General features: G+C 71.4%; 18 protein-coding genes. 10 read left to right on the top strand and 8 right to left on the bottom strand.

Going from position 1 to position 20,222, the window contains the following annotated elements; all coding sequences use genetic code 11:
* Positions 1 to 23 precede the first annotated feature (23 nt).
* Together E1211_RS04930 and E1211_RS04925 are read right to left on the bottom strand one after the other, a co-directional pair.
* Complete coding sequence (locus E1211_RS04930) at positions 24 to 374, bottom strand: siderophore-interacting protein (RefSeq protein WP_132345834.1); 351 nt, start codon at positions 372 to 374, stop codon at positions 24 to 26.
* A 172-nt stretch (positions 375 to 546) separates the two neighbouring features.
* Entirely contained in the window at positions 547 to 1,449 is a 903-nt protein-coding gene (locus E1211_RS04925; RefSeq protein ID WP_132345832.1) for an RNA polymerase sigma-70 factor, read from the bottom strand.
* A gap of 352 nt (positions 1,450 to 1,801) precedes the next feature.
* On the opposite strand from E1211_RS04925, the gene E1211_RS04920 reads away from it, so the two are divergent.
* From E1211_RS04920 to E1211_RS04895, 7 genes are all read left to right on the top strand, one after another.
* Positions 1,802 to 2,416 carry a TMEM175 family protein gene (locus E1211_RS04920; RefSeq protein ID WP_132345830.1) on the top strand — a complete coding sequence of 205 codons (615 nt, stop codon included), beginning with the start codon at positions 1,802 to 1,804 and terminating at the stop codon, positions 2,414 to 2,416.
* A gap of 207 nt (positions 2,417 to 2,623) precedes the next feature.
* Positions 2,624 to 2,791 carry a hypothetical protein gene (locus tag E1211_RS32335; RefSeq protein WP_165947172.1) on the top strand — a complete coding sequence of 56 codons (168 nt, stop codon included), beginning with the start codon at positions 2,624 to 2,626 and terminating at the stop codon, positions 2,789 to 2,791.
* A gap of 84 nt (positions 2,792 to 2,875) precedes the next feature.
* A complete protein-coding gene (locus tag E1211_RS04915; protein WP_243709348.1) occupies positions 2,876 to 3,745 on the top strand; it encodes an STM4015 family protein in 870 nt (289 codons plus the stop codon).
* Between the two features lies 1 nt (position 3,746).
* The gene (locus E1211_RS04910; protein ID WP_132345826.1) at positions 3,747 to 4,850 is read left to right on the top strand and encodes an STM4014 family protein; all 1,104 of its coding nucleotides are present in this window, start codon (positions 3,747 to 3,749) and stop codon (positions 4,848 to 4,850) included.
* Positions 4,838 to 5,641 (top strand): STM4013/SEN3800 family hydrolase, encoded by an 804-nt coding sequence (locus E1211_RS04905; protein ID WP_132345824.1) that lies wholly within the window; start codon positions 4,838 to 4,840, stop codon positions 5,639 to 5,641. Before E1211_RS04910 ends, E1211_RS04905 begins: the two co-directional genes overlap by 13 nt.
* Positions 5,638 to 6,963, top strand: a complete 1,326-nt coding sequence (locus E1211_RS04900; protein ID WP_243709347.1) for an STM4012 family radical SAM protein — start codon at positions 5,638 to 5,640, stop codon at positions 6,961 to 6,963. Before E1211_RS04905 ends, E1211_RS04900 begins: the two co-directional genes overlap by 4 nt.
* Entirely contained in the window at positions 6,960 to 7,817 is an 858-nt protein-coding gene (locus tag E1211_RS04895; protein ID WP_132345820.1) for an STM4011 family radical SAM protein, read from the top strand. Before E1211_RS04900 ends, E1211_RS04895 begins: the two co-directional genes overlap by 4 nt.
* 83 nt (positions 7,818 to 7,900) lie before the next feature.
* Here E1211_RS04895 and E1211_RS04890 read toward each other — a convergent pair whose 3' ends face one another.
* The 3 genes from E1211_RS04890 to E1211_RS33850 all read right to left on the bottom strand — a co-directional run bounded on the left by E1211_RS04890 (position 7,901) and on the right by E1211_RS33850 (position 11,842).
* Positions 7,901 to 9,967 carry an N-acetylmuramoyl-L-alanine amidase gene (locus E1211_RS04890; RefSeq protein WP_132345818.1) on the bottom strand — a complete coding sequence of 689 codons (2,067 nt, stop codon included), beginning with the start codon at positions 9,965 to 9,967 and terminating at the stop codon, positions 7,901 to 7,903.
* A gap of 20 nt (positions 9,968 to 9,987) precedes the next feature.
* Positions 9,988 to 11,427, bottom strand: coding sequence for a VCBS repeat-containing protein (locus E1211_RS04885; RefSeq protein ID WP_132345815.1), 1,440 nt, complete (start codon positions 11,425 to 11,427; stop codon positions 9,988 to 9,990).
* 70 nt (positions 11,428 to 11,497) lie between these two features.
* Positions 11,498 to 11,842, bottom strand: coding sequence for a hypothetical protein (locus tag E1211_RS33850; protein WP_371686125.1), 345 nt, complete (start codon positions 11,840 to 11,842; stop codon positions 11,498 to 11,500).
* A gap of 362 nt (positions 11,843 to 12,204) precedes the next feature.
* On the opposite strand from E1211_RS33850, the gene E1211_RS04875 reads away from it, so the two are divergent.
* Entirely contained in the window at positions 12,205 to 13,725 is a 1,521-nt protein-coding gene (locus tag E1211_RS04875) for an FG-GAP-like repeat-containing protein (RefSeq protein WP_371686124.1), read from the top strand.
* A gap of 104 nt (positions 13,726 to 13,829) precedes the next feature.
* On the opposite strand, the gene E1211_RS04870 is transcribed toward E1211_RS04875, so the two are convergent.
* Both E1211_RS04870 and E1211_RS04865 read right to left on the bottom strand, forming a co-directional pair.
* Entirely contained in the window at positions 13,830 to 16,202 is a 2,373-nt protein-coding gene (locus E1211_RS04870; protein ID WP_132345811.1) for a glycoside hydrolase N-terminal domain-containing protein, read from the bottom strand.
* 267 nt (positions 16,203 to 16,469) lie between these two features.
* Positions 16,470 to 17,375 carry an AraC family transcriptional regulator gene (locus E1211_RS04865; RefSeq protein ID WP_132345809.1) on the bottom strand — a complete coding sequence of 302 codons (906 nt, stop codon included), beginning with the start codon at positions 17,373 to 17,375 and terminating at the stop codon, positions 16,470 to 16,472.
* A 160-nt stretch (positions 17,376 to 17,535) separates the two neighbouring features.
* On the opposite strand from E1211_RS04865, the gene E1211_RS04860 reads away from it, so the two are divergent.
* Together E1211_RS04860 and E1211_RS04855 are read left to right on the top strand one after the other, a co-directional pair.
* Positions 17,536 to 18,294 carry an SDR family NAD(P)-dependent oxidoreductase gene (locus E1211_RS04860; RefSeq protein WP_132345806.1) on the top strand — a complete coding sequence of 253 codons (759 nt, stop codon included), beginning with the start codon at positions 17,536 to 17,538 and terminating at the stop codon, positions 18,292 to 18,294.
* A 170-nt stretch (positions 18,295 to 18,464) separates the two neighbouring features.
* The gene (locus tag E1211_RS04855) at positions 18,465 to 18,923 is read left to right on the top strand and encodes a GNAT family N-acetyltransferase (RefSeq protein WP_132345804.1); all 459 of its coding nucleotides are present in this window, start codon (positions 18,465 to 18,467) and stop codon (positions 18,921 to 18,923) included.
* A 93-nt stretch (positions 18,924 to 19,016) separates the two neighbouring features.
* Here the strand turns inward: E1211_RS04855 and E1211_RS04850 are convergent, their stop codons facing one another.
* A complete protein-coding gene (locus tag E1211_RS04850; protein WP_132345802.1) occupies positions 19,017 to 20,177 on the bottom strand; it encodes a hypothetical protein in 1,161 nt (386 codons plus the stop codon).
* Positions 20,178 to 20,222 lie beyond the last annotated feature (45 nt).

Here is a 20,222-nt window from a genome sequence, read left to right as displayed (position 1 = left end):
CACGACAGCGTCGTGCGGGCCCCTCAGCTCGGCCGGCGACGGTGCCAGCCGGCCAGCTTGGCCGGGTTCAGCACGATCCAGAGCGTGCTGACCCTCGCACCGTCCAGCTTCACGGCGGCCACCGCCACGGACCGCTCGCCACGGCGTAGCACCAGCCCCGCGCGGCCGTTGACTGCCTCGACGGTCAGCTCCGTGCCCGGTGGCGCGGACAGCAGGAGCGCGACCAGCCGAGCGGCCTCCTCCCCGCCGCGGACGGAGCCGAGGGCGGCGGGCACCACGCCGCCGCCGTCGCAGACCACGAGGGCGTCGGCGGCCAGGGCGGCCCGGAGCGCGGCGACGTCGCCGAGCCGGCAGGCCTCAGCAAGCCGGCGCACCGCCCGGTCATGCCGGTGACGGCGGAGCGAACCCGAACGACCACCGCGCGGGCAGCCCCACCGACGCGACCCCCACCTCCGGAAGAAACGGTTGATCCGTCGCACGCATGCGGCCCTCCGGTCTCGCGCGGTCACCAGCCAGGACCGGACAGCCCGCTGCTCTGTGACAGGGTCAGGCCACCGCGGCCGCCGCGTTCTTCTCCGGGTTGACCATCCACAGAACCTGGTCGATGCCGTCGGCCGAGGCGGTGACCGTGATCAGCCCGTAGACACTTCCGTCCTGCCGCAGCACGGCGGACGTCTGGCCGTTCGTCGTCGTCCACTCCACCTCGACCTTCGACCAGAACCAGTTCAGCGCGGCGAGGAACTTCGCCACCCGCTGCGCCCCCACCACCGGACGGCGGGAGACGCGAACCCTGCCGTTGCCGTCGGCGATGTTCGTCGCGTCCGCGGCGAGAAGCCGCTCCAACTCGGCCATGTCGCCGGAACGGGCCGCCGCGATGAAGGTGTTCAGCAACTCTTTCTGCGCGGCCGCGCTCACCGGCGTACGGCGCTCCTCGGCCATGTGCTTGCGCGCCCGGCTGACCAGCTGGCGCACCGCCGGCTCGGTCGACCGCAGGATGTCGGCGATCTGGGCGTACGGGTAGTCGAATGCCTCGCGCAGGACATAAGCCGCACGCTCGTTCGGCGTGAGCTTCTCCATCAGCAGGAGCGCCGCGAACTCCAGGGCGGCGCCACGCTCCGCCCCCAGATACGGATCCGCGCTGGTGTCCACCGGCTCCGGCAGCCACGGCCCGATGTACGTCTCACGCCGCGTCCGCGCCGAATGCAGCGCGTTGATGGCGAGGCGGGTCGTGGTCGTCGCCAGGAACGCCGACGGGTTGACCACGGCGCTGCGGTCGGTCGTCTGCCACCGCAGCCACACCTCCTGGACCAGGTCCTCGGCCTCGCTGGCGCTGCTGAGCATCCGGTACGCGATCCCGAACAGCCGGGGCCGGACGCTGGTGAAGACTTTTGCGGCCTCCTCGAGATCGTCCGAGCCGACCGGCTCGTGACCCACAGCGGATTCCGCCATTGCTCGCCCCCGTCCGATCATGCCGTCGGCTTCCCCGAGCCCATCGTGTGCCGGAGTTGCCGCAAATGCCAAGGCGCGGGGCGCAGAGGTGACGTTGACGACGAAACCCACGGGAACCGAAGAACATGATCGAGCCGCCGCCCCGGTCCGTCGTCGGCGTCCGACGCCCCCGCACCCGCACTCATCGTCTCCCAACCCGACACCGTGAGTAGGTCGATCCCGGGTGCCCGACACGATCGCGGTCGGCGGCTCGTCCCGGCTCACGGCCCGTATCGTGCGCCGGGAAGGTTCGTGCCGCCCGCGTCCACGGAACGCTTGGGGCGGACCGGCCGCAGCGAGAGAAGGGTGCGCGGTGAGGACCAGCCGACTCGAGGCGTTCAGTGACGGCGTGCTCGCCATCATCATCACGATCATGGTGCTGGAGCTGCGGGTGCCCGAGGGCGACCATTTCTCCGACCTCGTGCGCACCAGCGGCGTCGGCCTGCTCACCTACCTGCTCAGCTTCGTCTACGTGGGCATCTACTGGAACAACCACCACCACATGTTCCACCTGGTGCAGAAGGTCAGCGGCATCGTGCTCTGGGCGAACCTGGTGCTGCTGTTCTGCCTGTCGTTGTTCCCGTTCACGACCGCCTGGGTGGACGAGTCGAGGTTCGAGCAGACCCCTGTCGTCATCTACGGTCTGAACCTGCTCGCCGCGGCCGTCGCCTACTTCGTGCTCCAGCGTGTGATCATCCGGCAGCAGGGAGCGGACTCGCCGCTGCGCCATGCCCTCGGCCTCGACCTCAAGGGCAAGCTCTCCCCGGCACTGCTCGTCGCCGGGATCCTCAGCGCGCTCACCCTCGACCGGGACGGGCGGGTCGGAGTCTGGCTCGCCCTGACGTGCTTCGTCGTCGTTGCGATCATGTGGATCGTCCCCGACCGCCGAATCGACCGGGCCATCCGCGAGTACGGGGCTCCGGCGTGAGGTGCTCGCACCCTCCTCCGGCCCCGTTGCGGGGTTGACCGGGGCGGTCCGGCACCCTCGCGCCCCCCCCCAGCCGGCGGTGGACGCACCGCACCGGCCGCACTTCCGTCCGCAATGGACGATCTTCGTGCCGCCACCGCCGGCCGACCTGTCGGGGTGGCCTGTTACGGTTCCGCCGCCCTTGCCGCTGTCGGACCGGAGGTTGCCGTGATCCATTCAGTTGTTCCGTCGCTCGCCGGGCTGCCGGTGCCGCCCGTCCGGTCCGGGAGGTCGTTGCCCGACGGGGTGGCCCGCCGGGTCGAGCCGACGGGCTTCGACGCGGAGCCCGCGAGGAACGACAGCCGGCAGCACGGCGACCTCGTGGCCGGGGTGTGATCGGCGATGGCTTTCGGATCCCACGCACGTTCGTTCGCCGGCCGACCGGTCGTCGCGGTTCCCGAGGACGGTCCGCTGCCGGAAATGGACGGTCCGGTCTCGTGGCACTTCTCCCGCTGGGACTTCGACGACGACGCCGAGGACGTCCTCTCCGAGGAGTTCCAGGTGGCGTTCGAGGAGTTCGTGGCGCAGGCCGGCCCGCGGGTGGAGTCGCTGGTCGTGGGGGCCTGGGGCTACGCCGCGTTCAACCCCGCCCCGATCGCGCAGCTCTGCGCCGCGGCGCCCCGCCTGCCGGCGCTGCGTGCCCTCTTCCTCGGCGACATGACCAGCGAGGAGTGTGAGGTCTCCTGGATGAAGGTTGGTGACGTCAGCCAGTTGCTGGCGGCGTTCCCGTCCCTGGAGGTGCTGCGGGTACGCGGCGGCGAGGATTTCCGCTTCTCCCCCGTCCGGCATCCGCGGCTGCGGGAGCTGGCGGTGGAGAGCGGCGGCCTGTCGCGGGAGTTCGTCGGCGCGGTGCTCGATTCCGAGCTGCCCGCGCTGAGCGACCTGGAGCTGTGGCTCGGCACCTCGAACTACGGCGGCGACACGACGCCCGCCGACCTGGCGCCGCTGCTGGCCGGGGAGCGGTTCCCGCAGCTGCGACGGTTGGGGCTGCGCAACGCGGAGATCGCCGACGAGGTCGCGCAGGCGTTGACGTCCGCACCGGTGGTGCGCCGGATCGAGCGGCTGGACCTGTCGCTGGGCACCCTCGGCGACGAGGGTGCTGCCGCGCTGCTGGCCGGTCAGCCGCTGACTCACCTGGCCGGGCTCGACCTGCACCACCACTTCATGTCCGACGAGGTGGCGGCGTCGGTGGTCGCCGCGCTGCCGGGCGTCCAGGTGGACGTCTCCGACCGGCAGGAGCCCGACGAGTACGGCGGTGAGACCTACCGCTACACGGCGGTGTCGGAGTGACATGCGACTGACCGTCGTCGGTAACCCCGGCAATCGCCGGGTGGGGATGTTCACCCGTGCGGTGCTGGCCGCGGGGCTGCCCCGGCCCGAGGTGCTGCCCTGGGCCGACGTGCTGGCCGGGGCCGCGCCGCCGCCCGCCGGGGCGCTGGTGCGGGTGGATTCGCCCGGCGAGGACCCGCAGGTCGATCGGATGCTGCGCCGGGCGGCCACCACCGCCCGGCACGGCGAGCTGGTCGGCCTCGCCGCCGCGTACGCCGGCCTGGTCGACGGCCTGGCACGGGTCGGCGCCGGCGGCGCCGACCTGCTCAACCGGCCGGAGGACATCGCGGTGCTCTGCGACAAGCGGCGCTGCCACGCGGTGCTGTCGGCGGCCGGGGTGCCGGTGCCGGCCGCGCTGCCGCCCGTGGGCGGGTACGCGCAGCTGCGGACGGCGATGGCGGCAGCCGGCTGGGCCCGGGTCTTCGTCAAGCCCGCGCACGGCTCGTCCGCCGCCGGGGTGATGGCGCTGGCGGTCGGCCCCCGACGGGTGCAGGCCGTCACCACCGTCGAGCATACCCCGGAGGCGTTGTTCAACTCGCTGCGGGTGCGCCGCTACACCGACGAGCCGGAGATCGCCGCGATCGTCGACCGGCTCGCCCCGGACGGCCTGCACGTCGAGCGATGGCTGCCGAAGGCCGGCCTCGGTGACCGGGTGGTCGACGTGCGGGTGCTGGTGGTGGCGGGCCGGCCGACGCACGCGGTGGTCCGCGCCGCCGACGGACCGTTGACCAACCTGCACCTCGGCAACGCCCGCGGTGACCTCGCCGAACTGCGGGCCGCGGCCGGGACGGAGGGCTGGTCGGCGGCGATGGAGACGTGCGAACGGGTCGCCGCGTGCTTCCCGGGCTCGCTGCACGTCGGGATCGATCTGATGTTCCTGGCCGGCTGGCGCCGGCACGCCGTGGCCGAGGTCAACGCGTTCGGCGACCTGCTGCCCGGGGTGCTGGCCGACGGGCGGGACAGCTACGCCGAGCAGGTGCACGCGCTCACCAGCGGCCGGTGGCGGCGTTGGCGGGCGGCCCTCGGGGCGGAGCCGGCGCGGGAGGTGGTCACGTGCGGAGCCTGATCGGCGGTCATGACCTGCTCCTGGTCACCCTCGACACGTTGCGCTACGACGTGGCCGTCGCGGAGGCGGTGGCGGGGCGCACCCCGAACCTCGCGCGGGCCCTGCCGGGCGGGCGTTGGGAGCGACGCCACTCCCCCGCCAGCTTCACCTACGCCGCGCACCACGCCTTCTTCGCCGGCTTCCTGCCCACACCGGTGGGTCCCGGCCGGCACGAGCGGCTCTACGCGGCGGCCTTCCCGGGCAGCGAGACCTCCGGACCGGAGACCTGGGTCTTCGACGCGCCGGACCTGCCGAGCGCCCTCACCGAGGTCGGTTACCACACGCTCTGCCTGGGCGGGGTCGGCTTCTTCAACCGGCACAGCCCGCTCGGGGCGGTGCTTCCCGGCCTCTTCGCCGAGGCGCACTGGGAGCCGGAGTTCGGGGTCACCTCGCCGACCTGCCTGGACGCGCAGCTGGGCCGGCTGGCCGAGGTGCTGCCCCGCGTGCCGGCCACGCAGCCGCTGTTCACCTTCCTCAACGTCGCCGCGATGCACCAGCCCAACCGGCACCACCTGCCCGGCGCGGAGGTCGACAGCCTGGCCAGCCACAGCGCCGCGCTGCGGTACGTGGACGGGCGGGTCGATCGGCTCTTCAACCTGGTCACCGGCCGGGGCCGGCCGGTGTTCACGATCATCTGCTCCGACCACGGCACCGCCTACGGAGAGGACGGGCACACCGGCCACCGGATCGGCCACGACGTGGTGTGGACCGTTCCGTACGCTCACTTCACCCTGCACCCGGGAGAATGGTGACCAGCACCGACGCGAGCCTCGACGGCTCGCCGTACCAGCAGTACCTGTACGCGTACCCGCACAAGACCTCGTACCGGCCACTGCGGCCCCGCCCCCGGTTGGCGGACGTGTGGCGGGCCGAGGCGCGGGAAGCCCTCTTCCTCTACGTGCACGTGCCGTTCTGCGAGATGCGCTGCGGCTTCTGCAACCTCTTCACCCGCGCCAACGCCCCGCAGGAGCAGGTCACCGCGTACCTTCGGCAGCTGCGCCGGCAGGCCGAACGGGTCGCCGACGCGCTCGGCGACGACGCCGGGTACGCCCGGGCGGCGTTCGGGGGCGGCACCCCGACCCACCTCACCGCCGACGAGTTGACCGAGCTGTTCGACATCGCCACCGGCACGGTCGGCGCCCACCTGCCGGGCGTACCCCTCTCGGTGGAGACCTCGCCGGCCACCGCGACCCCGGACCGGCTCGCGGTGCTCGCCGCGCACGGCACGACCCGGGTGAGCATCGGCGTGCAGAGCTTCCTCGACGTCGAGGCCCGCGCCGCGGGCCGTCCGCAGCGCCGCACCGAGGTGGAAGCCGCGCTCGGCGCGATCCGCGACGCCCGGATCCCGGTGCTCAACATCGACCTGATCTACGGCATCGACGGGCAGACCGCCGAGACCTGGCAGGAGAGCCTGGCCGCGGCGCTGGCCTGGCGGCCCGAGGAGCTCTACCTGTACCCGCTCTACGTCCGGCCGCTCACCGGGCTCGGCCGGCGCGCCCACGCCCGCGCCGACTGGGACGCTCAGCGGCTCGCCCTCTACCGGCAGGCCGTGGAGACGCTGGGCGCGGCCGGCTACCGGCAGGAGTCCATGCGGCAGTTCCGCCGGACGGACGTGCCGGCCCCGGACGGTCCGGACTACTGCTGCCAGGACGACGGCATGGTCGGCCTGGGGTGCGGCGCGCGCTCGTACACCACGACGTTGCACTACTCCTTCGACTACGCGGTGAGCGTCTCCGAGGTGCGGGCGGTACTCGACGACTACCTCGCCCGCCCCGCCGACGACTTCCGGTATGCCGAGTTCGGGTTCCACCTCGACGGCGCCGAGCAGCGCCGGCGGTGGCTGCTCAAGTCGCTGCTGCGCGCCGAGGGCGTCGACGCCGACGCCTACCGGGCCCGCTTCGGGCGCCCGCCGGCCGACGACTTCCCCCAGCTCGGCCGGCTCGTCGAGCGGGGCTGGGCCACCGACGGCGGGCTTCGACTGACGCCCATGGGGCTGGCCCACTCCGACGCCGTCGGCCCGTGGCTCACCTCCGCCGAGGTCCGCCAGGCGATGACCGGGTACGTGCCGCGATGAACCTGGCGATCCTGTACCGCGGGCCGCTGGCGAGCTGCAACTACGACTGCCCGTACTGCCCGTTCGCCAAGCGGCGTGACCCGCCCGAGCTGCTGCGCGCGGACCGGGCCGCGCTGACCCGGTTCACCGACTGGGTGGCCGCGACCACCGACGTCTCGCTCTCCGTGCTCTTCACCCCCTGGGGCGAGGGTCTGACCCGGAGCTGGTACCGGAAGGCGATGGTGTCCCTGTCCCACCTGCGGCACGTGGAGCGGGTCGCCATCCAGACCAACCTGGCCGCCCGCGTCGACTGGCTGGCCGACGCGGATCCCCGCTCCGCCGCCCTCTGGGCCACCTACCATCCTGGGCAGGTCGAGCGGGCGCGGTTCCTGGGGCGCTGTGCCCGACTCTCCGAGCTCGGCATCCGGTACTCCGTCGGGGTGGTCGGCCTGCCGGAACACCTGGACGAGGCACGGGCGCTGCGCGCCGCGCTGCCCGAGCAGGTCTACCTCTGGGTGAACGCCGCCGAGGGCCACCGCTACGACGCCACCGCGGAGGCGACCTGGACAGAGCTGGACCCGCACTTCGGTTACAGCGTCCGACCGCACCTCTCCCTCGGCCGACCCTGCCACGCCGGGGAGACGGCGGTGTCCGTGCTGGGCGACGGCACGGTCCGCCGCTGCCACTTCATCCAGACCCCGATCGGCAACCTCTACGACGGCTCGTGGCGGGACGCCCTGAAGCCTCGGCCGTGCGGCAACGCCATCTGCGACTGCCACATCGGATACGTCCACCTCAAGCACCTCGGCCTGCGGGACGTCTTCGCCGGCGGGGTGCTGGAACGCATCCCCGCCGGCTGGCCGCAGCGGCCCTGAGCGCGCTCCCGAGCAGCCGGACGGTCTGGGCGCGACGGAGCGCCGGCCCTGACCGGGCCGGCGCTCCCCCTTCGACATGCCGGTCAGAGCGTGGTCTCGCCGGTCAGGCCGAAGTAGTCGTGCCACTTGACACCGGGACCGAAGCTCGTGCCGGTGGAGAGGCCGACGTAGACGTCGTTGAGGTTGCCCTTGGTGAAGACGACGATGTCGTCGCGGCCGTCGCCGTCGACGTCGGCGAGGTAGGGGAACTCGCCGGTGAGGCAGAAGAAGTCGTTCCACTTGACGGTGGTGCCGGTGAAGGCGGTGCCGGTGGAGATCGCCGCGTAGACGTCGGCGTCGGCGTTGCAGGTGAAGGTCACGATGTCGTCTTTGCCGTCGCCGTTGACGTCACCCACCCTCGGTTGTTCCGCGCCGACGGCGAAGAGGTCGTGCCACTTCTGCGATGCGCCGAACGACGATCCGGTGGAGAGCGCCACGATCACGTCGGAGGCGGTGGCTGGTCCCTGGGTGAAGGTGATGAGGTCGTCGCGGCCGTCGCCGTCGACGTCCCCCACCGCCGGGTACTCGCCGGCGACCGAGAAGAACTCGTGCCACTTCTGCCCCGGCCCGAAGGAGGTGCCGGTGGAGAGCGCCACGTAGACGTCGCCCGCGGCGTCGTGGGTGAAGGTGACGATGTCGTCCCGGCCGTCGCCGTTGACGTCCCCGACGGCCGGCACCTCGGCGCCGGGCGCGAACCAGTCGTGCCACTTCGCCCCGCCGGCGAATCCGGTGCCGGTGGAGAGCCCGACGTACACGTCGCCGAGCGAGCCGTGCGTGAACGCCACGACGTCGTCCCGGCCGTCGCCGTTGAAGTCGCCGGTCAGCGGGGTCTCGCCGGTGAGGCCGAAGAAGTCGTTCCACTTCACCGACGTCCCCGAGAAGCCGGTGCCCGTCGAGGTCGAGACGTAGACGTCGGCGAGCGCGCCGTGGGTGAACGCCACGACGTCGTCCTTGCCGTCGCCGGAGAAGTCGGTGGGCGAGCCGGCGAGGTACGCCGATCCGGTGCCCGTACCGCCCTGGTTGACCAGCGAGATGTAGTAGTTCCAGTTCCAGTTCGGCCCGGGGTCGGTGTGCGTGTTGCCGGGGATCTCGTTGTGGCCCTTGATACCGGTACGGCTCTTCGGGATGCCGTACTTGTCGCAGAGGTAGCGGGTCAGCGCCGCCGACGACCGGTACATCGCGTCGGTGAACCAGGCCGGGTTGTCCACGTACCCCTCGTGTTCGATACCCACCCCGTACGCGTTGCCCGAGCGGGCGTGGTAGGCCGTGTCGCCCTCGCGCACCATCTGGGTGATCTCACCGTTGCTCGACTTGACGACGTAGTGGGCGCTCACCCCGGCGGCGGGGTTCTGGAACCAGCTGATGGTGCCCGCGTACGAGCCCTGGGTGACGTGGATGATCACGGTGGTGATCGCGCTGGATCGGCCGGCCCCGTAGTTGGCGCCGTTGGCCGCGATCCAGCGAGCTGGACCGTACTCCGGCACGGCGGCGGCCGCGAGCTTCGCGGGAGTGCCGGCCGGCGGCACCTGCGCGTAGCGGCCCCGCTCGGGCTCGGCCCGCTGCGGGCGGACCGGCGCGGCGCCGGGGATGCCCTGCTGCATCAGGTCGTAGACGTGGTCGGCGTAGAGCCGGGCGGTCGGGTCGTCGACCGCTCCGCCGTAGCTCGCCACGACCGGGTACCAGGCGGTGATCCGGTCCCGGTCGGCCGCGGTGAGGCCCTGCGCGTCGGCCAGGTCCCGCAGGACGGCCGCACCGCCCCGGATGTTCGCCGAGGTGGTCGCCTTCAACCTGGCGACCGGCTCACCGGTCAACGTGGCCGCCCGTTCCAGGCTGTGCCGGCTCGGGTTGCTCACCAGATGCATGACGCCGTATCCGTTGGCCTGGCTGGGTTCGCCGTCGTGCCCGTCGAGCCGGGTCTCGCCGTACCCGACGGCGACCAGCAGGTCCCGAGGCACGTCGAACTCGTCGGCCGCGCGCTCGAAGGCGGAGTCGATCGCGGTACGGGTCGGGGTGTCCGCCGCCGCGGGCACGGCCGGGGCGATGGTGGCGGCGAGCGCCGCCGCGAGGAGGGTGGCGGCGCCACGGCGCCGGCGGGGACGTGTTCCTGCCATGGGGGTCTCCCGTTCGGATGTCACAGCGTCACCTCGCCGTTGAGGCCGAAGAAGTCGTGCCACTTGACACCGGGACCGAAGCTCGTGCCGGTGGAGAGGCCGACGTAGACGTCGTTGAGGTTGCCCTTGGTGAAGACGACGATGTCGTCGCGGCCGTCGCCGTCGACGTCGGCGAGGTAGGGGAACTCGCCGGTGAGGCAGAAGAAGTCGTTCCACTTGACGGTGGTGCCGGTGAAGGCGGTGCCGGTGGAGATCGCCGCGTAGACGTCGGCGTCGGCGTTGCAGGTGAAGGTCACGATGTCGTCTTTGCCGTCGCCGTCGATGTCACCCACCCTCGGTTGTTCCGCGCCGACGGCGAAGAGGTCGTGCCACTTCTGCGCGCCGCCGAAGGAGGTGCCGGTCGAGCGGGCCACGATGACGTCGGCGGCAAAGCCCTGGGTGAAGGTGATGAGGTCGGCCTTGCCGTCGCCGTCGACGTCGCCCACCGCCGGGTACTCGCCGAACGGGCTGAAGAACTCGTGCCACTTCTGCCCGGGGCCGAAGGACGTGCCCGTGGAGAGCGCCACGTACACGTCGCCGGCCGGGTTGTGGGTGAAGGCGACGAGGTCGTCGCGGCCGTCGCCGTCCACGTCGCCGACCGCGCCGATCTCCGCGCCCGGGGCGAACCAGTCGTGCCACTTCTGGCCGCCGCCGAAGGAGGAGCCGTTCGACAAGGCCACGTAGACGTCGCCGGTGTTGCTGTGCGCGAAGGTCACGATGTCGTCCCTGCCGTCACCGTTCACGTCACCGGTGGAGGCGGTCTCGCCGCCGATGGAGAAGAAGTCGTTCCACTTCGTCGAGGTGCCGGCGAAGGCGGAGCCGGTGGAGGTGGCGACGTAGACGTCGGCCAGGGCGTTCTGGGTGAAGGTGAGCACGTCGTCGCGGCCGTCGCCGGTGACGTCGGTCGACGATCCGCCGGCGATGGCGTGCGTGCGGGCCGCCTCGGCGAGCAGGGTCCGCGCCTTCGCCGCGACCTGGTCGTAGCGGTCCGGGAAGCCGGAGCGCTGCACGCACTGGGCGACCTGACCGGCGGTGTAGCCCGGGTTGTCGTTGTCGCAGACGATGGCCCGGGTGACGTACTGGGTGGTGGCGTAGACCGGGTCCATGATCTGCTCGGGGGTGCCCCAGCCGTAGTCCCAGCGCTGCTGGAAGACCCCGAGCGAGGTCTTGTCGCCGCAGGGCAGGTTGTTCATGTGGGACTCGACCCAGCCGGCCTCGAAGGCGGAGAGCAGCACCTTGTCGTTGACGTCGTGGGCGCGGGCCACCCGGTAGACGGTCAGGGTGATGGCGGGGTCATGGGTGGCGGGGATCGACGGGCAGGCCAGCGTACCGACCGGGTCCGCCTGTGCCGGCACGCCGACGGCGACGGCCGCCAGGGCAGTGCAGAGCGCCAGCGGGATGGCCGAGAGCTTGCGTCTCACGATGGCTCCTCACGGGTGAGTGGTGCGTGGGGGTCGGGTTTGCGTTTGACGGCTCGCTGGGGTGCTCGCCTCACGGCACGCTCGGTCGGGGCAGGTCGTCGCCCGGGGCGAACTGGTCGTGCCACCGGTCGGCCGTCGGCCCGAACCGTCCGCCGTCGGAGAGGGCGACGTAGACGTCGGCCGCCGTACCCCCGGTGAACGTCACGACGTCCGTCCGACCGTCCCCGTTGAAATCACCCACTCCGGGCGTCTCGTCGCCGACGGCGTGTCGGGGGTCGCCGCGACGGCTCTGCCGGCGCCGCTCGCACCGGCGTCGGGCGTGCTCGGCCCGGTGGCGTCCGCTGTCGTGGGCACGGTCATGACCAGCGCCGCCGCGACGGTGGCGGCGAGCCAACCGGGGGGTTCGTGGCCTCATCGGTGTCCCTTCGCAGCAGCCGTCGGGATAGCCGGCAATCGATTTCTCGGGAGTTAACTGCGGCCGGCGACGATTGTCAATAGTTGCCGACTTGCTTTGCGGTGAGGAATGAAATTTTCAATCCTGGCCGTACGGGATTGACAGGCATCGACATGTCCGGCTTCACTTCTGCCAGCGGCCCGGGAGCCGGGCACCGCGCCCGAGTCGGCCGGCGCGGTCGCCGCGATCGGCGCGCCCCCGGCCAGGCGGCGCCGGTACACGGCGCGCGCCCCGACCCGGCGGATCGCCGTCCGACGTGGCCGAACGCCTGGCGAGGCCGCCGGCGCGCCGACCCTCGACCATCTCCCGACAGGAGTCACGACATGTCCCGCCGTTACGGCGATCGCCTGCGTCGCAGCCTGGTCGCACTGCTCCTGCTGGCCACGGCCGTGCTGACCGGCGCGCTGGCAAGACCCGTGCCCGCGCTCGCCGCGCCGGTGTTCAAGGCCCCCTTCCCGTGCGGGCAGCGATGGACCTACAGCCACCACAGCGCCGAGGTGCGCCAGGCGCTGGACTTCGTCCGCGCGGACGGCGGGACCACCGGAGGCACCCCCCAGGTCGCCTCGGCCGCCGGGGTGGCCCGCCGGTACTCCCAGCCCAGCGGCGCCGGCAACTACGTCGTCATCGACCACGGCGGTGGCTGGACCACCTACTACTTCCACCTCAGCTCCTACTCGGTGCCGGACGGGGCGTACGTGCAGCAGGGCCAGCAGATCGGCGTGACGGGCAGCACCGGCAACTCCTCCGGCCCGCACGTGCACTACGAGCAGCTCCTCAACGGGGTCGGGCAACCGATCGTGATCAACGGAGTGTCGCTGGCCCCCTATCCCGGCCAGTACCAGCAGCGGTTCCTGGTCAGCGACAACTGCGGCGGGTCGACCACCGGCGGCCGCTACCTGGCGGGCTCCCCCACAGACTTCACCGGCGACGGCCGCGACGACGTGGTGGCCTTCACCCAGGGAGCGACGAACGACGTGTACGTGTCAAGCTCGACCGGCTCCGCCTTCGCCGGCACGTCGGTGAAATGGCACGACTTCTTCGGGCTCAACGGCGAGACGCTGCTCTCCGGCGACTTCGACGGCGACGGGAGGGACGACATCGTCACCTTCACGCACGGGTCGCTCGCCGACGTGTACGTCGCCCTCTCCACCGGTACCGCGTTCGCCGGAGCCACCAGATGGCACGACTGGTTCGCGCCGAACGCCGAGGTGGCGGCGGTGGGTGACGTCAACGGCGACGGCAAGGACGACATCGTCGCCTTCACCCACGACGCCGCGGGCGACGTCTACGTCGCGTTGTCCACCGGCTCGTCGTTCGCCGGCACGGCGGTGAAGTGGCACGAGTACTTCTCGATCGCCGGCGAGTACCCGGCGCTCGGTGACGTCGACGGCGACGGCAAGGCCGACCTCATCACCTTCACCCAGGGACCGGCCACCGCCTCCGACGTGATCGTGGCGCTCTCCACCGGATCGTCGTTCGGCGCATCGCAGAAGTGGCACGACCTCTTCGCCGTCGGCGCGGAACAACCGAGGGTGGGTGACGTCAACGGCGACGGCAAAGACGACATCGTGACCTTCACCTGCAACGCCGACGCCGACGTCTACGCGGCGATCTCCACCGGCACCGCCTTCACCGGCACCACCGTCAAGTGGAACGACTTCTTCTGCCTCACCGGCGAGTTCCCCTACCTTGCCGACGTCGACGGCGACGGCCGCGACGACATCGTCGTCTTCACCAAGGGCAACCTCAACGACGTCTACGTCGGCCTCTCCACCGGCACGAGCTTCGGTCCCGGTGTCAAGTGGCACGACTTCTTCGGCCTCAACGGCGAGACGACCCTCTAGCTCCCGTCCCGCCGATGACCACGTTCGACGGACGCGCCGATCGGGAGGGCTCCCGATCGGCGCGTCCCGATCGACCGGCGGCGAGGTCAGGTGCTCCGCGCCGGTCAGCGGCCGGGGGTCAGCGTGACGGACCTGCCCGGCTGGAGGGTGACCCGGCGCCGCCAGCTGCCCGACCGCACCTCGGTCTCGGTGCCGCCCACGCTGCGGACGGTCGCCCTGGTCACCTTGCCGTCACGCCAGGCGAGATCCACCTCGAACCCGCCGCGGGCGCCGACCCCGGTCACCTCGCCGCTTCGCGCCCAGGCCTCGGGGAGAGCGGGCAGCAGTTCGATGACGCCGGGCCGGGAGTAGAGCAGCATCTCCAGCGCGGCGGTGGCGCCGCCCAGGTTGGCGTCGATCTGGAAGATCGTGTAGCTGCCCTGGCTGTACATGTCGAACAGGTTGGCCGAGGTGCCGTTGCCGTTGTTCATCGACGGCCGCAGCACGGTCAGATAGAGCTGGTAGGCGTTCTCCGCGTGCTTGAGCCGGGACCAACAGAGCGACCGCCACGCGCAGGCCCAGCCGTAACTGTCCATGCCGCGTGCGGTGAGCAGCGCCCGTACGCCGTCGATCAGGGGCTTCGGGCTCGTGTCGGTGTTGATCCGGTCGCCCGGGTAGAAGCCGATCAGCGGGGAGAGGTGGCGGTGCGTGGTCTCACCGAGGTTCTCCGGGGACATCCACTCCTCCAGCCAGCCGGTCTTCGGGCTGACTCGGGGCAGGTAGAGCCGGGCCTGGAGATCGGTGACCGCCGTGGCGAAGTCCTCGTCCCGACCGAGCACCTCGGCCGCGACCCGGATCTGCTGGAACAGGTCCCAGGCCAGCTCCTGGGCGTAGGTGATGCCCTTCGCGTCCGGCCCGTGCTCCGGCGACCAGGCGGTGTCGTCGATGAGCACCTCGCGGGTCGTGCCGTCGGGCTCGGTGACAGTGGTCGGGACGAGCCGGGACTGCCAGAACTCGGCGGCTCCCCTGAGCACCGGATAGATCTTCGCCAGGTACCCGCGGTCCAGGCTGTACTCGTAGTGCCGCCAGAGCGAGTTGCACAGCCAGGCGTTGCCGGAGGGGTGCCAGGCCCAGCCGCTGCCGCCGTGGATGTTCGTGGAGAAGGCGACCGCCCACCCGGCCACCGTCCCGCTGCTGTTGCGGAAGCGGTTGCGCGGGTCGTTGAAGAGCCGTCGCGTCACGTCGGTCCAGACCGGCAACTGGGACACGCAGTAGTCGGCCAGGGCGTCCGCGCACTCGCCGAGCCCGGCCGGGTCGGCCAGCCAGTAGTTCATCTGGATGTTGATGTCGGTGTGGTAGTCCCCGTACCAGTCCGGGTTGTTGTTGTGCACCCAGATGCCCTGCAGGTTCATCGGCAGCCGGTCACGCGATCCGGTGATGGTGAGGTACCGGCCGAACTGGACGTACAGGGCCTCCAGCTCCGGGTCGGGGGTGGTCGGATCGGTGTAGCGCACCGCGATCCGCGACCAGGTGTCGAGCGCCCGCTGCACCGGCGTCGACTCCCCCAGCCGCAGTCGCATCCGGTCGTAGAGCCGCCGGTAGTCGGTCACGTGGGTGGCGAGCAGTCTGGTTCCGCCGACACGGGCGGCCTCCGCGACCTTCGACCGGGCGAGCGCGAGCGGGTCGACCGCCGGATCGCGGAAGTTCCGCGCCGCGTCCGGCGAGTAGTCGGTACCACCGCAGATAACCACCAGGACCTCCGTGCAGTCCTCGAAGGTGACCTTCGCGCCCTCGGTGCCGATCCGGCCGCCGGCGCCGATCGCGGTGACCGCCGCCGCGTACCGCAGACCGTTGTCCAGCGTGCCGGCGAAGCTCGCCTGGGCTCCGGACGCTGTGGTGGCCTCGCCGTGCGTGCCGGCCAGGGTCACGGTGCCGGTGTGGCGGCCGCCGCCGGAGCGGGTGAGTCGCAGCACGATCACGTCGTCCGGGTGGCTGGCGTACACCTCGCGCCGGTAGGTCGTCTTCCCGATCCGGTACCGCACCGACACGATTCCGTTGCTGAGATCGAGCGTCCGGCGATAGTCCGTGTACGCCTCCGGCGTGTGCCCGATGAGCGCCACGCGCACCTGAGCGAGCAGACCGAAGCTGCCGAAGCCGTCCCGGTCGTACGGGAGCTGTCCGTCGCTCTGCAGCGTGTCGTTGCGCCCACCCGTCCAGAACGAGCCGTCGGTGAGGTACACGACGTCGTCGTCGGGCCTGCCACCGGTCAGCGCACCGAGACGCCCGTTTCCGATCGGCAGCCCCTCCCGGATGATCTGGTCCTCCCGCGCCGGGGTGCGGTACCAGAGTGTGGTGGCTTCGTCGTCCGGGACCAGCGCGGCCTCGGCGGGGCGGGCCGGTGCGGCGTGCGCGGCGAACGGCCGGGCGCCGGCGAGCGCCAGACCGGCACCGGCCGCACCGGTGAGGCGGAGGAAGTTACGACGTGACGACTCGAGCACGGTGTTTTCCTTCCGACGTATACATCGGACCTCTGCCGAATGAAATCCTGCCAGTCCCGGCCCGGCAGGCGCCTCGCAGCCTCAGCGCTCCGATGTTTTCGTAAAATATGAACGGACGTCGTTGGGATGTCAACAGCCGTCGCCACACCCGGAAACCCGCACTCGGCGCGGCTCGCCGGCATGCTCGTCGCGGCCCGGCACAATGACCGGCCGCCCCCGGCAGGTCGCCGGGGTGCGGCCGACGAGAGAGATCGGGATGGACCGTCGTCAGGGCAGGGCCGGCGCGGGGTCACCTGTCGCGCCGCGCAGGCGGGCCGCGTCCTGGCTCGGTGAGGTGCCGAACTGACGGCGGTACTCCCGGCTGAACTGCGACGGGCTGTCATAGCCGACCCGACGACCGACGCCTGTGACGTCGTTGGGGTGCATGGTGAGGAGCAGGCGAGCCTCCTGGAGTCGGATCTGCTTCTGGAACTGGATCGGACTCATCGCGGTGACCGCCTGGAAGTTGCGGTAGAAGGCGGAGACGCTCATGCCGGACATGCGGGCCACGTCCTCCACCCGGAACGACCGGGTGTGATGGTCGCGGATCCACCGGACCGCCCGGGAGATGTGCGCCAGGCTGCTGTCGGCGAGGCCGAGCTGCCGGACCGCGGCGCCCTGCTCACCGCTGACGAGCCGCCAAAGGATCTCCCGCTTGATCAGTGGAGCGAGCACCGTGACATCGCGAGGACGCTCGAGCAGGCGCAGGAGCCGGACCACCGCGTCGAGCAGGTCGTCGGGCGCGTCGCTGACCGCGATGCCCAGCGGCGGAGCGCCGGCCACCGGCGGGAGGTCACCGGAGGCGGCCCGCAACAGCAGCTCGGCGACGGCGGCCGGTTGCAGCGTCAGGCCGAACCCCAGTGCCGGCAGCTGCGGACTGGCCTCGGTGAAGTGGCCGGTCACCGGCAGGTCGACAGACGCGACGAGGAACTGGCCGGCGCGGTAGTCGTACACCCGGTCGCCCAGCGCGAGACGTTTCGCGCCCTGCGCGATGAGTGCGAACACCGTGCCGGTCATCGACGCCGACGGCGGATCCGCCCGTTCGACCTTGGAGATCAGGACGCCCTCGATGGCGGTGGTCCCGTCGGGGCGGGCATGGCGGGCGAGGAGCGCCCGCAGCTCGTCAAGGTGCACGGCCTGATTGAAGCACAGCCGGGATTCTTCAACCTTGGAGGATCGTGCAAGTCCCGGAGAGCATCGTTCTACTGCCCCAGCTGTTCAAGTGGTGCTATTGGGTCAACCCCAATTTCCCGGAGCGTTACCGCGCTCCACGAACGGACAGGTAGGGCGGACCATGCGGGTCGCAATCGTCACCGGCGCCAGCTCCGGCATCGGACAGAGCGCAGCCATCCAGATCGCCAAGCGCGGCGTGGGGGTGATCCTGACCTACGGCAGAAATCAGGCCGGGGCGCTGGACACGGTCGCGCACATCGAGAAGGAGGGCGGCAGCGCGGTCGCGCTGCCACTGGACGTCGGCCGGAGCGAGACCTTTCCGGCCTTCCGGGAGGCGGTCGGCGCGGCGCTGCGCGACACCTGGCAGCGCGACACGTTCGACGTCCTGGTGAACAACGCCGGCATCGGCGAGATGGCCATGTTCGAGGACACCACCGAGGAGCTCTTCGACCGGCTCATGCGCGTCCTGCTCAAGGGGCCGTACTTCCTCACCCAGAGCCTGCTGCCGCTGCTGGCCGACGGCGGCGCCATCGTCAACGTCACGAGCAACGCCGCGCTGCACTCCGGTATGACGGCCGGCTACTCGGCGTACGGCTCGATGAAGGGCGGCCTGACGGTGTTGACCCAGTACATGGCGAAGGAGCTCAGTCCGCGCGGCATCCGGGTCAACTCGATCGCCCCCGGCGCCACCCGGACCCGGTTCGCCGACGACGCCTTCGAGAAGTACCCCGAGGTTATCCCCGAGCTCGCGGCGAAGACCGCGCTGGGCCGCGTCGGCGAGCCGGACGACATCGGCATGATGATCGCGACGCTGGTCGCCGAGGAGGGGCGCTGGGTCACGGCCCAGAACATCGAGGTCTCCGGCGGTCTCAACCTCTAGCTCGCTCCATCCTCTCGCGAGCACCTGATGGTCAACTCGGGTTCCTTGACGTCGGGGCGTCCGCCCGCCCCGGACACCCCGACTCTCAAGGAAGCCGAGTCGATCGGCGGCTACGCGGAGCCGGCGGATCAACGCGGGCGGGACAGGCTGGGCGGGTTAGCCTGATGATCATGGTGGACTGGGAAACTCGGCCTGCCTCGGCGGCCGACGTCGAGGCGGCGGCCGAGTTGCGGGCCGTGGTGCTGCGGGCGGACCTCGAGCGGCTCGGGCGGTACGACGAACGGCGGGTGCGGCAGCGACTACGGGACGGGTTCGCCCCGGAGCACACCTGGGTGATCGAGGTGGGCGGCGCGTTCGCCGGCTGCGTGGCGCTGCGCCCGGCCGAGGACGCCCACTGGCTGGAGCACTTCTACCTGGCCCCGCACCTGCAGGGCAGCGGCATCGGTACGGCCATACTGCGCGGATTGCTCGAGCGGTGCGACCGCGAGCGCACCACGGTCCGGCTGAACGTGCTGCGGGGCAGTCCGGCCCGACGGCTGTACGAGCGGCACGGCTTCACGCTCGAGCGCGAGGACCCGGTGGACGTCTTCATGGTCCGTGCGCCGGCCTCTGTGGTGCGCGACGGGTGACCGCCTGACGAAAACGTCCCCCCGGTCCCCGACCCTGGGCGGGTCGGGCGTGGCAGCCGACGGCGTACCTGTCGCGCCACGGCCGACCGAGGACTACCCGCAGGAGTGGTGTCCGGACGCGAGGCGCAGGTCGAGGTACCGGGCCCGGTTGTTGCTGATGTCCCCGTACAGGTCCGCGATGCTCGTGCTGTTCACGTTGTACGAGACGACGAGGTTGTCCCGGTCGCTCAACGTCGGGTGCACGGCCACGTTGTAGGTGTAGATGTCACCGTCGGCGTCGGCGTCGAAGTCCGGCTGCCCCTCGGGCGTGTCGTAGACCTGCACCCGCTCCGTACCGGCGAAGCCGAACGGCGTCGACGCCGTGTGCACGTAGATCTTGGAGCCGAGGTAGCTGTCGGTGGTGACCAGCACGAACTGGCCCTGCACCTCGGCGACGCCGTACGAGGAGCCGACCTCGTCCAGGATCGAGACGGAGTCGCCCTCGTTCGGGGACCAGCCGCTGCCCGTGAAGAACTCCCAGCCCTGGTCGAGGTGGCCGGACAGGGCACGCGCGACGTGCGCCTGCTTGCCCGGCCACTGCGAGCCCACACCGTAGATGTAGATGTACTCGCCCACGCGGAGGAGTTCCACGCCCCACTGGATGCCGTTCCCGTCATAGGTCGGTACGACCTTCTGCAACCGCAGATCGGGCAGCGACAGGGCCGCGAGGTCCGTCCCGATCCATTCGAAGCCGAAGTGGCCCTCGCCGGCGGTCTGCTGCTGGAACTCGAAGACGTACAGCTTGCCGTCGTCGACGATGCCGTCGCCGTTCCAGTACCACGGATCGTCGGTGCCGGCCGGACCGACGATCGGCAGCGGGTTCTCCGCGGTGCCGCGCAGGATGGTCTCGGTCGGCCGATCGCTGCGGCCGTGCGCCGTCACGATCGTGTTGTGCACCGGCGCATGCGGCGTGATGCTCCGGCCGGGACCCACGGGGCCGAGGAACGTGTCGTTGAACAGCCACGCCGTACGACCGTCCGGCAGCGGCGTCGAGTAGGTGCCGTCGCCACCCGCCCACTCCCCCGCACCGGCGCGGTCCCCGAAGTGTGCCCACTTCTGCTGAAGGCCGACCGCCGGTCGGGCGGCGGTCACGACCGGCGCGCAGGTGCCGCCGGGCGCCTCGCTCGCGCTGGCTCCGGCCGCCGGGCCGACCACCACCGTCGTCGAGCCCACGAGCAGCGCGACGAGTCCTCCGTAGATGCGGCCGTGGCGCATGGCCCCTCCCCGATCAGCACGGAACCTCACTGCCAAGATCATTCG

It is taken from the genome of Micromonospora sp. 15K316 (assembly GCF_004348525.1).
In the GTDB taxonomy this organism is placed as follows: domain Bacteria; phylum Actinomycetota; class Actinomycetes; order Mycobacteriales; family Micromonosporaceae; genus Micromonospora.
The sequence above is the reverse complement of the archived record's forward strand: the minus strand, read 5'-3'. Positions and strand labels throughout refer to the sequence as shown.

Bases quoted from the DNA above. Each gene is read 5' to 3' on its own strand.
- E1211_RS04860 (WP_132345806.1), top strand. From the start codon at position 17,536: ATGCGGGTCGCAATCGTCACCGGCGCCAGCTCCGGCATCGGACAGAGC.
- E1211_RS04915 (WP_243709348.1), top strand. From the start codon at position 2,876: ATGGACGGTCCGGTCTCGTGGCACTTCTCCCGCTGGGACTTCGACGAC.
- E1211_RS33850 (WP_371686125.1), bottom strand. From the start codon at position 11,842: ATGAGGCCACGAACCCCCCGGTTGGCTCGCCGCCACCGTCGCGGCGGC.
- E1211_RS04855 (WP_132345804.1), top strand. From the start codon at position 18,465: ATGGTGGACTGGGAAACTCGGCCTGCCTCGGCGGCCGACGTCGAGGCG.
- E1211_RS04850 (WP_132345802.1), bottom strand. From the start codon at position 20,177: ATGCGCCACGGCCGCATCTACGGAGGACTCGTCGCGCTGCTCGTGGGC.
- E1211_RS04890 (WP_132345818.1), bottom strand. From the start codon at position 9,967: ATGGCAGGAACACGTCCCCGCCGGCGCCGTGGCGCCGCCACCCTCCTC.
- E1211_RS04875 (WP_371686124.1), top strand. From the start codon at position 12,205: ATGTCCCGCCGTTACGGCGATCGCCTGCGTCGCAGCCTGGTCGCACTG.
- E1211_RS04895 (WP_132345820.1), top strand. From the start codon at position 6,960: ATGAACCTGGCGATCCTGTACCGCGGGCCGCTGGCGAGCTGCAACTAC.
- E1211_RS04925 (WP_132345832.1), bottom strand. From the start codon at position 1,449: ATGGCGGAATCCGCTGTGGGTCACGAGCCGGTCGGCTCGGACGATCTC.
- E1211_RS04910 (WP_132345826.1), top strand. From the start codon at position 3,747: ATGCGACTGACCGTCGTCGGTAACCCCGGCAATCGCCGGGTGGGGATG.